14 protein-coding genes are annotated in these 13,146 nt (G+C 37.7%); 3 read left to right on the forward strand and 11 right to left on the reverse strand.

The features are described from left to right. Nucleotides 1-11 precede the first annotated feature (11 nt). From gdh to LAV82_RS10720, 4 genes are all read right to left on the reverse strand, one after another. The gene (gene gdh, locus LAV82_RS10705; RefSeq protein ID WP_013055546.1) at nt 12-797 is read right to left on the reverse strand and encodes a glucose 1-dehydrogenase; all 786 of its coding nucleotides are present in this window, start codon (nt 795-797) and stop codon (nt 12-14) included. A 17-nt stretch (nt 798-814) separates the two neighbouring features. Then, nucleotides 815-1,675, reverse strand: coding sequence for a RhaT/GlcU family sugar-proton symporter (locus LAV82_RS10710; RefSeq protein ID WP_013081864.1), 861 nt, complete (start codon nt 1,673-1,675; stop codon nt 815-817). Between the two features lie 219 nt (nt 1,676-1,894). Next, nucleotides 1,895-2,581, reverse strand: a complete 687-nt coding sequence (locus LAV82_RS10715) for a response regulator (protein ID WP_499716062.1) — start codon at nt 2,579-2,581, stop codon at nt 1,895-1,897. Nucleotides 2,582-2,593: 12 nt separating this feature from the next. Continuing rightward, nucleotides 2,594-4,162, reverse strand: coding sequence for an ATP-binding protein (locus tag LAV82_RS10720; protein ID WP_211078379.1), 1,569 nt, complete (start codon nt 4,160-4,162; stop codon nt 2,594-2,596). Nucleotides 4,163-4,270: 108 nt separating this feature from the next. Between LAV82_RS10720 and LAV82_RS10725 the strand changes: the two genes are divergently transcribed. Together LAV82_RS10725 and LAV82_RS10730 are read left to right on the forward strand one after the other, a co-directional pair. Next, complete coding sequence (locus LAV82_RS10725; protein WP_042451772.1) at nt 4,271-5,329, forward strand: DctP family TRAP transporter solute-binding subunit; 1,059 nt, start codon at nt 4,271-4,273, stop codon at nt 5,327-5,329. Nucleotides 5,330-5,474: 145 nt separating this feature from the next. Continuing rightward, a complete protein-coding gene (locus tag LAV82_RS10730; RefSeq protein WP_013081860.1) occupies nt 5,475-6,743 on the forward strand; it encodes a dicarboxylate/amino acid:cation symporter in 1,269 nt (422 codons plus the stop codon). A gap of 75 nt (nt 6,744-6,818) precedes the next feature. Here LAV82_RS10730 and LAV82_RS10735 read toward each other — a convergent pair whose 3' ends face one another. After that, nucleotides 6,819-6,956 carry a hypothetical protein gene (locus tag LAV82_RS10735; RefSeq protein WP_165802478.1) on the reverse strand — a complete coding sequence of 46 codons (138 nt, stop codon included), beginning with the start codon at nt 6,954-6,956 and terminating at the stop codon, nt 6,819-6,821. Between the two features lie 133 nt (nt 6,957-7,089). Beyond that, nucleotides 7,090-7,755, reverse strand: coding sequence for a TerC family protein (locus LAV82_RS10740; protein ID WP_016763134.1), 666 nt, complete (start codon nt 7,753-7,755; stop codon nt 7,090-7,092). A 376-nt stretch (nt 7,756-8,131) separates the two neighbouring features. Here LAV82_RS10740 and LAV82_RS10745 point away from each other — a divergent pair, with 376 nt between their 5' ends. Next, entirely contained in the window at nt 8,132-8,314 is a 183-nt protein-coding gene (locus LAV82_RS10745) for a YolD-like family protein (protein WP_013081858.1), read from the forward strand. 81 nt (nt 8,315-8,395) lie between these two features. Here LAV82_RS10745 and LAV82_RS10750 read toward each other — a convergent pair whose 3' ends face one another. The 5 genes from LAV82_RS10750 to LAV82_RS10770 form a co-directional block, all read right to left on the reverse strand. Beyond that, nucleotides 8,396-8,530, reverse strand: a complete 135-nt coding sequence (locus tag LAV82_RS10750) for a hypothetical protein (protein WP_255286047.1) — start codon at nt 8,528-8,530, stop codon at nt 8,396-8,398. Between the two features lie 121 nt (nt 8,531-8,651). Then, nucleotides 8,652-10,025 carry an adenosylmethionine--8-amino-7-oxononanoate transaminase gene (gene bioA, locus LAV82_RS10755; protein ID WP_211078377.1) on the reverse strand — a complete coding sequence of 458 codons (1,374 nt, stop codon included), beginning with the start codon at nt 10,023-10,025 and terminating at the stop codon, nt 8,652-8,654. Continuing rightward, nucleotides 10,006-10,728, reverse strand: coding sequence for a dethiobiotin synthase (gene bioD, locus LAV82_RS10760; protein WP_211078376.1), 723 nt, complete (start codon nt 10,726-10,728; stop codon nt 10,006-10,008). Before bioD ends, bioA begins: the two co-directional genes overlap by 20 nt. Nucleotides 10,729-10,760: 32 nt before the next feature. Beyond that, nucleotides 10,761-11,324, reverse strand: a complete 564-nt coding sequence (locus tag LAV82_RS10765; RefSeq protein WP_499716063.1) for a biotin transporter BioY — start codon at nt 11,322-11,324, stop codon at nt 10,761-10,763. A gap of 137 nt (nt 11,325-11,461) precedes the next feature. Then, nucleotides 11,462-12,898, reverse strand: a complete 1,437-nt coding sequence (locus LAV82_RS10770) for an amino acid permease (protein WP_211078375.1) — start codon at nt 12,896-12,898, stop codon at nt 11,462-11,464. Between the last annotated feature and the right edge of the window lie 248 nt (nt 12,899-13,146).

Genomic DNA, 13,146 nt, shown 5'->3' on the forward strand with positions numbered 1-13,146 from the left:
TGCGTTTTTTCTTATCCTCGTCCTGCTTGGAATGATGGGTACTGTGTCATACCGCCGTCAGCAAAGAGCGTAATCCCTGTTACATAACTTGCCTCTGAAGAAGCTAGCCATGCAGCAACCGCTGCAATTTCTTCCGGCTCTCCAATGTATCCCATTGGAATCATGCTTTCTACATCTGCACGCTGCTCAGGATCAGCAAATTTCTCAGCGTTAATCGGTGTATTAATCGCTCCCGGTCCAATGTTATTTACACGAATACCTTTTGGAGCGTATTCTAATGCAAGTGTTTCGGTCATGAGCTTCATTCCGCCTTTACTTGCTGCGTAATGAACAAATAATGGCCAAGGAATTTTCTCGTGAACACTCGACATGTTAATAACTGTTCCCTTAATATCATTTTCCACAAAATATTTAATCGCTTCACGGCTGCCTAAAAATGCTCCCGTTAAGTTCGTATCAATTACTTTATTCCAATCGCTTAAAGACATTTCATGAGATGAAACCGGATTTTCCATTCCTGCGTTATTAATCATAACGTCTAACTTTCCAAATTCTTTAATAGCAGATTGAACTAAATTGATCACGTCAGACTCAACTGTTACGTCACCTTTAACCGCAATTGCCTCTCCGCCGACTTTTTTAATTTCTTCTAAAACGCTGTTAGCTTCTTCTTCTTTCGAACGATAATTCACAACTACTTTAGCTTTTTCTGTCGCAAAACGAATCGCCATTGCTTTTCCTAAACCGGTAGATGAACCTGTTATGACAACTACTTTTCCTTCTAAATCTTTATACATTGTTAATAACCTCCTAGTTAGCTTTTGGCGAGCCCTAACATGACTCCTGCTATGATGATCAGTATAATCCCGATAATAATCCCAACTAGCTGACGCTTCGTTTTCTTCTCACCCAAAATGATGATCCCGCCTAATGTTGAAATGACGATTCCCATTTGAGAAAGCGAAAAGCTTGTCGCTACGCCTACTTTAGGTTGTGAGATGAATAAAAACATATTACCAGCGGCCCAAATAAGACCTGGGATAATGTTGCGAATTGCATATTTATTAAATGGCTTATGCTTAAACGTCAGCAATACTCCTCCAATAACCATACCAATTGCTTGAGGTAATAAAGCCGACCATCCGTCTACATTAAATAGACGGGCTACTACAACATAAACTAAATAACCAACGGTTGAAATTAATAAAATAACAATTCCTTTTTTGAAGTTTCCTTTTCCTTCTTCAGCCTCTTTCTCTTCTTTGCTTTGAAGTGATGCTAAAACAATCCCTACAATAATAAAGATAAGAGCGAGCACACCAAGAATGATTGAAGTTTTTGTAGACCACTCGTGAAACACAATTACTCCAAACAATGAAGTGGAAACTAACTGAAGCCCAGTTGAAATAGGCATCGTTTTAGAAACTCCAATTAAATCAATACTTTTCAGCTGATTACTTTGTCCAACTGCCCAAAATAGCCCCGATACAACTCCAACCCCAAAGATTAAAGGTGTAAACGTAGGATGTACAAAAATATAAATACCGATGGAGAAAATCAAAGCTCCCAATGTGGTTCCAAGCGTTTGACTATAAGGTCCTCCGCCTAGTTTCACATTGAAAAGCACAATGCTTCCCCAAAATATGGCTGGTAAGACAGCTAAAAATATGTCCATGTTTCAAAACCTTCCTGTGCTAAAATTAAATGTCAAAGTGCATATTCCCCAATTTTTCCGCCATTAATCCTTTTTCAGGGACATTTTATGAATTAATGACCACACGAAATATTCTTTGGATAGCGAAAACTGTATACCTTAATTTGTTCTAGGAGAGAAAAAGATATACTTTCTAACGTAAAAAAACAGCTTTTCCAAATAAAAGCTGTTCTGTATCATTTAATTTATTTTTAACATATAGCGATTAATAGGTCTCCCCACTCTGCCGTATTCAACTGATAATTTCAGCTCGTTTTCCTGTTCTAAAAACTCTAAATACCTTCTTGCTGTCACACGCGCAATTCCTACACCGTCCGCTACTTCTTCAGCAGAAATTGGATGATTTTGTTCGGAAAGATATTGTTGTATCCTCCTTAGCGTAACCGCATTTAGCCCTTTTGGAAGCAAATCGGCTTTTTCTTCGAATTGCTGAAACAGCATAGAATCTAATTCAGACTGAGTAATATGTTCTTTTTGACTTATTTTAACTTGAAACGAACGATACTGCTCAAGCGCTTGCTTTATTCGTTCAAACTTGAACGGTTTCATAATATAATCTACCGCGCCGTATTGAAGAACTTTCCGTATGGTTTCAATATCACTTGCAGCCGTAACTGCTATCACGTCTGTTTTATAGCCATTTGCTCGAATTTGCTGTAAGGTAGTTAAGCCATCTTGACTAGGCATATACATATCAATAATCGTTAAATCAGGCTGATGCTGTTTAATGAGCTGTACCCCCTCTAAACCATTCGAAGCTGCAGCGATAACGGTGAACCCTTCAACTTGTTCAATAAATTGGCGGTTCACTTCTTGTACCATAGGATCGTCTTCTATGAGAAGCACGGTCCATGCTTTTTTATTCATTCCCCACTCCCCCTATAAAAAGAATGTAATGATAAAAGTCGTTCCAACATCTAATTCTGACTCTACTTCGATCTGACCGTTTCCTTTTTCAACAATTTGTTTTACTAAATGCAAACCAATTCCTCTATTTTCCTTTGCTTTGGTTGAAAAACCTTCATCAAAGATTCTCGCTACCTGATCCTCATTCATGCCACACCCGTTATCTTCAACTAATATAGAAAGAATGCCGTCATTTTGTTCCATACTTATATAGATCTTCCGTTCACGACGCTCCATATGTTGATACGAATCAAAAGCGTTCTCAATTAAGTTACCAATAATAATCACAAAATCATGATGATCTAAGTAAGGAGGAAATGAGTGAAGCTCGCTGTGGCGATCGATAGCTAACTCAATTCCAAGTTCTTTGGCACGGCTGACTTTGCTCAACAGCAATCCCGATATACTTTCATCTTTAATATGCTTATGAAGAAATTGGGTGAGCTCTTCTTGCTGTTCAGACACTTGAAAAACATACTGAAGAGCCTTGTCTTTATTTCCAAGTTGGATAAGCCCTGCAATCGTATGAAGTTTATTCATGTATTCATGGTTTTGAACTCTAAGAGCGCTTACAAATGATTTAACTCCTGTTAACTCTTCAGCTAATTTTTTAACTTCCGTTCTGTCTTGAAAAACAGCGACCGCACCGACTGTGTGATTATTAACCTTAATCGGCACACGATTGCTTAAAATATTCAAATTTCGAACTTGAAGCTCTCGATTATAAACAGGCTGATTAAGCTGCAGAATTTCTGGAAGCCTTGTATCTGGAATCACATCATAGATCTTTTTTCCAATTACCTCATCGGGTACATCCATCATAATTTTCGCTTTATGATTAAAAATAGTGATGTTCTCCTCTTTATCAATGGCAATGACTCCTTCATTCATGGCATTAAAGGTCTCCGTTCGTTCTACGAATAAACGAGCAATTTCATGAGGTTCAAGTTCAAACATCTCTTTTTTGATACGAGATGCAAGCGCCCACGCTCCCCATCCTCCAAAGAAAAGAGCAAGACCTGAGATAAGAAAGATTTCTTTTTTTAAACTTAAAATGACCTCTGTAAATTTCGGAAGAAGATAGCCTGAGACAACCACTCCTACTTGTTCATGCTGATCGTTTACAACGGGCACAAAAGAGCGAATGACCATTCCGCCTTCTCCTTTTGCTTTATCGGTATAGGTATGTTCTGCAAACGCCTGTCCCTCATCATCTCCTTTAGAGGTTTTTCCAATCATGCTTTGCAAAGGGTGAGACAAACGTTCATGATTCATATTCATAACCACTACATAATAAGCACCGTGAATAATGCGAATCGGCTCTACAATTTGATTAATGTTCTTACTATCTTTTTCAATTTTTTCTCGAATTTCAGGCATTTCAGCAACTGTTCTCGAAGTGATTAAAGCCCTTTGCTCTAAATCATTTTCTTTTGACTGTACAAAATTATTAATCACCACGATACTTGCTAAAAACAACGAAAAGGCCACGATAAAAAAGATTAACCCCGTCATTTTCGTTTGCATCGATAAGCGCATCATAGCGGAACACCTACTGCTGATTGAAGTTTATTTTAATTTTACCACGTTGAGAAATTGCGTGTTAGAATATTTGTAGAGAAAAATTATTGAATCGTGGGGTTGGACATTTTGAAGATGTTTATAGGGGCAAGTATCATTGTTAGCGTTTTCTTGATGATCTATGTTTTTTTGCAGTATACGGTTATAAATCAGGATAATGTGTATCATGACGATGAGCAAAAAGGATTAAATAAGCAAATTGTGATTAATTTTAGCCACGTGGTAGCTGAAAATACTCCAAAAGGCTTAGCCGCTCAAAAATTTGCTGAAATCGTTAATCAAAAATCGGATGGTAAAGTTAAAATTGAAGTATATTCAAACGGCGTATTGTATTCAGACGACGAAGAACTTGCCGCCCTTCGCCGAAATGATGTACAAATGATTGCACCTTCCATTTCAAAGCTAAGCGACCTCTCCCCTACGTGGCAACTTTTTGATCTTCCCTTCATTTTCGATGATTACAGCGAGGCAAAACAAGTGTTTACCGGTAAAATCGGACAGGATTTGTTGAGTACGCTGCAAGAGAAAAACATTAAAGGGCTTGCTTTATGGAGCAACGGCTTTAAACAAATGACTAGCAATACGAAACCTTTGCTCCATCCAGCAGATTTTCAAGGTCAAACGTTTCGCATTATGCCAAGTGAAGTAATCAAAAAACAATTCGAACTTCTTGGCGCCAAGCCTCAGGCTGTCTCGTTTAATAAAGTATATCAATCCCTTGAACGACAGGAATTTGATGGACAGGAAAATACCATTTCTAATATTTATTCAAAACGTTTGTACGAGCTGCAAAAATATATGACCATCAGCAACCATGGATACTTGGGCTACGCTGTTTTAATGGATGAAAAGTATTGGGACAGCCTCCCTGAAGATGTAAAACAACTATTAAGTGATGCAATGGTAGAAACAACTAACTGGATTTGGACTCAATCAAAAATGATGAACGATGAACAGCTGCAGCAAATAAAAAATAAATCTGGCATGCGCGTTTATTACTTAAATGATTTACAAAAAGCTGAATGGAAAAAACAGTTTAACTCTCTTTATCAATCGTTTGAAAACAATGCAACAAAACAAACGCTTGATATCATTCAACAAATAAAAAATATCGAAAGCAAAAAGTGATGACTATATGTTCATCACTTTTTTTGACCAAAATGACCAAAAAGAACATTATCACCAGAAATATAAATAGTTAAAATTATCAGTTAATATAAGGATAAGAATAATGTAAGCGTTAACAAAAACATTCTCGAAAGGAGCATTACGTATGAAATTAAGTTTTAAAAATCTAACTGTTCAAGTTGTTATCGGTATCCTTCTTGGTATTGCAATCGGCTTCATGTTTCCTGAATTTGGAGCTAAATTAAAAGTATTGGCTGATATCTTCATTAAATTAATTAAGATGGTGATTGCCCCAATTATTTTCTTAACAGTGGTCATCGGTATCGGAAGCATGGGAGATTTAAAGAAAGTGGGACGAATTGGAGGTAAAGCTCTTTTATACTTTGAGATTGTCACTACTTTTGCCTTAGCAATTGGAATTATCGTTGTAAACTTTATCAAACCTGGGGCTGGCTTTAATATCAATGGCGCAAGCGGAGCTGATGTTACTCAATATACGCAGCAAGCAGCTGAAGCGGAGCATGGCTTTATGGAGTTTATCATGGGAATTATTCCAGACAGCGTATTTGGCGCAATGGCAAATGGTGAATTATTGCCAATCTTATTCTTTGCCGTACTATTTGGAATGGCTACAGCTACACTCGGCGAAAAAGCGGCTCCTGTCATTACATTCTTTGAACGCTGTACAGATATTTTCTTTGGAATTGTTAATATGATTATGAAACTTTCACCTATTGCGGCGTTTGGAGCGATGGCTTATACGATCGGTAACTTTGGAATAGGCTCTCTTCAAAAACTCGGTTTCTTAATGGGATCTGTTTACATTACTATGTTCTTATTTATTGTATTTGTACTTGGAACCATTGCTAAGATTTATGGATTTAATATTTTTAAATTCATTGCTTTTATTAAAGAAGAAATTCTACTTGTATTAGGTACGTCTTCTTCGGAATCTGCATTGCCAAAAATGATGGACAAAATGGAGAAGTACGGATGTTCAAAATCTGTAGTAGGACTTGTCATTCCAACTGGTTACTCATTTAACCTAGATGGAACAGCAATCTACTTATCAATGGCTGCTATCTTTATCGCTCAAGCGTATGGAGTCGACCTGTCGTTAATGCAAGAGATTACGCTACTTGGTATTTTAATGCTAACGTCTAAAGGAGCTGCCGGAGTTACTGGCTCTGGATTTATTACACTAGCAGCTACGCTTGCTGCATTCCCGATGATTCCAGTTGAAGGAATCGCGCTGTTAATTGGGGTAGACCGCTTTATGTCGGAAGCTCGTGCCATTACAAACTTAATTGGAAATGGTGTAGCAACTGTAGTTGTATCGAAAATGGAAAATGAATTTCATCCTCCTGTAGAAACAGTACAAGACGTTAATTCCGCACCTCCATTAGCTAAGTAATAAAAAAAGAGGTTGAGACATAGCCTGATGAATTCAATCTAAAGACGAATAAATGGGATACATGAGCTGAACCGCTTATGACACCGCAGTTGATTTCCGTACAAGACTTCGCTTTCCGCGGGCGGCCGATGAGCCTCCTCGTCGCGTACGCTCCTGCGGGGTCTCATCTGTTCCGCTTTTCCCGCAGGAGTCTTCGCCTTGTCCTCCAATCAACTGCTAGATGGATCTAAACAAATGAAGCCTACGTTCATCCCAACAAAAAAACGAATCACTAATCAAAATGTTTGATTAGTGGTTCGTTTTTCACTTCATCTTAAATACTTTTGTCCCAACCTCTTTTTTAGGATTAATGCGTTTCTTTTTTAGAACGTCCGCTAAGTTTCCCAACAACAACAACTAAAATAGCTAACAAAATAGGAATAATCGTATGCAAATGCGGATTCAACCCTTCTAATACGTGTCCCACCGCTTTGTCTTTAAAGATCATTTCACCAGCAGTATAGCCAAGAAGCGCTGCTCCAGCAATGATGATAATTGGGAATTTTTCCATAATTTTCATTAAAAGCTGACTTCCCCAAATGATTAACGGAATGCTGATAACAAGACCAAGGATAATGAGTAGAATATTGCCGTTAGCCGCACCCGCAACCGCTACTACGTTATCTAAACTCATAACAAGGTCCGCTATAATAATTGTTTTAATAGCACCTGCTAGAGTTGAATTCGCTTTAATATCTCCATCATCTTCACCTTTTAAAAGACTAATAGCAATCCATAGAAGAAGCAGCCCTCCGATGAAATTTAAAAATGGGATTGTTAATAAATATACAGCGACAAACGTTAGCCCTACACGTAATACAACCGCTCCTAATGTACCGAAAACAACCGCTTTGTTTCGATGCTCGTCCGGAAGATTCCGACAAGCTAAAGCAATCACGACTGCGTTATCGCCACTCAGTACAATGTTAATCAGTAAAATTTCTAAAAGATTTAAAATAAAACTCTGATCCATAAAAAAACTCCTTGATTGATTTTTATTAGTCTATTTCTCTATCTCTTATTTCATTACTAGAAATAGAGAACTAAAACTCTATCAATATAACCCGTTCTTACTCTTTAATGAAGAGAAGTAGTTATTTCACTAACAGTATTTTATCACTAAAAAGAAATTTGAAATAGGTATTTGTAAAGGAAAAGTCAGTTCATTACAATAAATCAAACCTTATCCTTTATCTTTCATCTATTTTTCACCATCACCCTCTACTATTAGTAGCAGGAGAGCATTTATAAAAAATAGAGTAATTTTTATAAATAATACAAGCCTCCAATGCTTCTTCGTTATTTTGTAGTTTTTCGACCGCTACGACATAAGAAGGGAGAAAATAGGTATGATTTTAAAAGCGCTAAAAACAAATAAATTATTAACTATTAACTATCAAAACAATGGTTTTGTTCAAACGGTAAAAGGTTATATTCAAAACTTAAACTTACTTGAACAAACTCTTCTATTAAAAGATGAAAATCAGCATGTACGATCACTTCGCCTATCAAGTATTAAAAATATTTATTGATAAAAAAAGAAGAGATTTAGACATAACTACACCAACTCCATCTAAAGACGTACAAATTGGACAAATGATCTGGACTGCTTGTTACACCGCTGTTGATTTCCGTGCAAGACTTCGCTTTCCGCGGGCGGCCGTTGAGCCTTCTCGCCGCTTACGCTCCTGCGGGTTCTCACCTGTTCCGCTTTTCCCGCAGGAGCCTTCGCCTTGCCTTCCAATCAACCGCTAGAAGCAGCTAAATAGAGTAAATTCACGTTATCATAACCATAAAAAGATCCGAACGATGAATCGTTCGGATCTTCTTTCAATTAAATAAAATACTTTTGTCTTACCCTCTTTTTATTTAGCTCACTTTATAGCGTGCGATTACTTCTTTAATTGATTCATATACAATTTCAACCATTCTTTTTAATTCTTCGTCCGTCATTGAAAGAATAGGCATCATTGTAACCACAGGACCTAGTTCTCTAATAATTAAACCTTTTTGGCGAGCCGCTAAAATAATGTCTCCCATCACTTTTTTATCTTCAAAAACAGATTTTGTTTGGCGGTCTTTCACAACTTCGATTCCTGCCATTAATCCTCTTTGTCTAATGTCTCCCACGTTAGGCAGTTCATAAAGCTTTAATAGATAACGTTTAAAAACTTTTGCCTTTTCTTTTACACTACGGATTAACTCTCTTTCTTCTATCAGTTCAATATTTCTAAGCGCTACTGCACAGGCTAATTGATTTCCCGTATACGTATGTCCATGAAAGAAGGTTTTATTTTCATCTGGATGAGCTAAAAAAGCATTAAATATCTGTTCGGTTGTTAACGTAGCAGCAAGCGGCATATACCCTCCTGTTATCCCTTTTCCTACACACATAATATCCGGTACAACATCTTCTTGCTCACATGCAAACAGCGTTCCTGTTCGTCCAAATCCAACGGCTACTTCGTCACAAATCAGCAATACCCCGTACGCTTTGCACAGCAGCTCTACTTGTTTTAAAAAACCGGGAGGATGTGTAATAATACCCGCTGCTCCTTGCACAAGCGGTTCAATAATCAACCCGGCTACTTCTTCCCCTTTGTTCTGCAAGAGCTTCTCTAGCTGGTGAATACAGTAAGCTGAAGCTTGCTCTTCCGTTTCAAATCCTTCCATACGGTAAGTATAAGGAGAAGGTGCGGGAATTCGTTCAAACAGCAATGGCTTAAAGATGCGATGAAATAAATCCATGCCTCCTACACTGACTGCCCCGATTGTATCTCCGTGATATGCCTCATTCAATGAGATAAATTTACTTTTGTTTTTGTACTTTACAGAGTCGAGATTTTGCCAATATTGATAGGCAATTTTCAACGCAATTTCAACAGCGGCGGAGCCTGTATCAGAGTAGAAGACTTTCGATAAGCTGCCAGGAGTAATTTCCGCTAGCTTTTTGGCTAACAAAATGGATGGAACGTTTGCCGATCCAAGCAGCGTAGAATGCGCTAATCTTTCCACTTGTATATGTAAAGCTGTATTTAATTCCGGATCATTATGTCCATGCACGTTCACCCATAGAGAAGCGTATCCATCTAAATATTTGTTTCCCTCTACATCATATAAATAGCTTCCTTCTCCTCTTTCAATAATAAGAGGATTCGATTGACGATAAGCTTTCATTTGTGTAAACGGATGCCATACATATTCTTTATCCCATTTCTCCAGCTCAGCTTTTTGATACGGCACAGTCAAACACCTCCTGAATATGTTGAATAACACTTTTTTGCCTCATCATTTTCTCAATATATGCATCTAACTCTTCATCGATATGTGTGAATACTGGAACGGTCATTAGAGATGATATTTGAAGCAGCTTTTCAATCGTTCGAACATTATCATTATGAATGATACTGCTGTGATTAAAACGATTAAAAATGAGTTCGTTGATTTTAAGGTGATGCTCACTTGCATATGAAAAGGTAGAAAGCGCGTCGTGAATGGCTCCTAACCCCGTTGTTCCAACAGCAATAACCGGCATTTGTGCATCTATGATCAAATCTTTTGTCATATAGAATGTTGTTTCCTCCTCAATTAAAGGTACGGCAAGACCCCCCGCTCCTTCCACGAGCACTACATCAAATTTCTTTTTTAATTCATTAATGCGTTTTAAGACGATTGAAGGCTCTACTTGCTTGTTGCTCAGTGCAATAGCCAAATGAGGAGACGTCTCCGGCTTTAACTGATAAATACCCGTATCTGCTACTCCGAGCCTTGTTTCAAACCAGTGAATATCCGGATAACCTCCAATTTCGTCTTGGTAGCCGGTTTGAAATGGTTTGCAAATTGTCGTTTTTATTCCTAGACGACCAAGTACTTTATACAAAATACTTGTAACCAGGGTTTTTCCAATATCTGTTCCAGTTCCCGTAATAAAATACGCTTTGCCCATTTTCTTTTTTCTCCTTTTTTTCTATGTCTTAGTTACCCTGCTTTAACCCGCTTTGATGACAAACGACTAAATTGAGGCTGTATTCGGTGAATCAGCACTGAACATAAAATACACAATAAAAGATCTCCAGGCATTGGCAAAACAGCTCCAAAAAGAAGTGTATCACTCAGTGAAAGAGGCTTTTCAATTATCCATTTCATTGCTCCGTAAAGCCAGAAGCAGCCGACTGCGTACACAATAGCTAACGTAGATAAATTAGCTGAAAAGATAGAAAAGGGTTTCTTTAAGTCATATTTTTGAATAAGATAGCCGTTCATAAATGAACCTGCAGCATAGCCAATTAAATAGCCAAACGTTGGTTTGAAGATATACCCTATACCTCCTCCTTCTGCAAAAACCGGAACACCGATTAACCCAATACCTATGTAGCATAGCTGACTATACAAGCCTAAACGCGGACCTAGCAGCGCACCGGCTAAATAAACAGGAACAATTTGAAGAGTAAACGGTATGTAGGGAATAGGAATTTTTATAAATGCACCGATCGCCGTTAAAGCTGCAAATAAGGAAACATACGCCATTGTTTTCGGTTTCATATTCACCCTCCTTTCTCTTTTCGTTGCTTTAAGTTTGCAATAATTTCTTTTTATTTGTCAACTTAATTTTATTTTAAGTTTACAAATAAATAATAAAAAAAGACGCAAAAACCTGGGCTTTTGCGTCTTTTTGATTTTTATAAAATTACTTTTTTGTTGTCTTTAAGCTGCACTTCTTGACGGCTGATAGATAAATCAACTTTCTTTTTTACACGGGCATGATAATAAGCATAAAACAGCAGCGCTAGTGGAATACCAACATACAGTGCCATTCGCTGTTCTGCATCAAATGCCATGCTTCCCAATACGATTGTATTTAATACTAATGCGATTAAAGGTAATACCGGGTAAAGAGGGACTTTAAATTTTAAATCCTCGATTTGCCCTCCTTGATTGATATATCTTTTTCTAAATGCAAGCAGTGATGCAGCAATCGTAATCCAGCCGATTTGTGCACCTAAACCCGCTGCAGAAATGAGCCATACAAATACTGTTTCTTGAGCAAAGAATCCTGAAAGTAAAGATAAAAGCGCAATGCCTAATGTTAAAAGCAGGGCATTCATCGGCACACCGCGTTTATTTACTTTCATGAAAGCTGAACTTGCCATGTTATCTTTTGACAATGAATACAGCATACGCGTTGCTGCATAAAGACCTGAGTTAGCTACAGATAACAGTGCCGTTAGGATAACAAAGTTCATAATATCTGCTGCATATGGAATACCAATTTGGTCAAATACAACAACAAATGGACTCTCAACTACGCCTGCTTTTTCAAGCGGAATCATACCCGCTAAGACAGCTACAGCTAGTACAAAAAATACAAGCGTTCTCCATACCGTTTGTTTAATTGCTCTTGGTACAGTCTTGTCTGGGTTTTCACTTTCCCCAGCCGCTACACCAATAAGCTCCGTGCCTTGGAATGAAAAATTAACTGTAATCATGGTAATCAACACGGTACTAATTCCGTGAGGAAACACGCCGTGAGCCGTATAATTAGAGAAAAGCGGTGCGCTGTCTCCATTACTTAATGGAAGAAAACCAAACATAGCAGCTCCACCAAGCACGATAAATAAAATAATAGCTAACACTTTAATGCTGGCAAACCAAAACTCCGCTTCACCAAACGCTTTAGCTGACAGTGCATTTAATGAGAATAATAAAAGTGCAAATATAGCACACCAGATCCATACAGGAGAATCAGGAAACCATCTTTGCATGAGCTGACCTGCTGACAAAAATTCTAATGCAACCGTTACAGCCCAGCCCAACCAATATAACCATCCAAAAGCGAAACCAACACCAGGGCCAATAAATTTTGTTGTATATGTCTGAAACGAACCGGAAACTGGCATTGCTACTGCAAGTTCCCCCAAGCAAAGCATTGTTAAGTACATAATGAAGCCACCTACGATAAACGAAAGGATAGCTCCAATCGCTCCTGCTTGGCTAATCGTGTATCCTGTTCCTAAAAAGAAACCGGTACCGATAACCCCGCCGAGCGAAATCATAAACAAATGTCTGCTTTTCATCGTCTTTTTTAATTCATTTGTTTGCTGTTGTCCTTCTATCATATTAACGACATTTCCTTTCAACCTATTTATTACGAGATATTACCTAGAAAAAAATTAATAAACCTTTGTTTTCTATGCATATTTACTTACATATTTATACGGTGTTCTCAATTTAAATGAAACAGCCTTTTGTAATCTTAACATAATGCTCACTAGATTTAAAATGTTTTTCTGCAAAAGTAAAATGAATTTTTCTTGAATAGTGTAATTTTCTTTTACTGTTGATATTCATAACCGCTTTTCTTCAA

The organism is Bacillus sp. ILBB4, from assembly GCF_035064545.1.
In the GTDB taxonomy this organism is placed as follows: Bacteria; Bacillota; Bacilli; order Bacillales; family Bacillaceae_H; genus Priestia.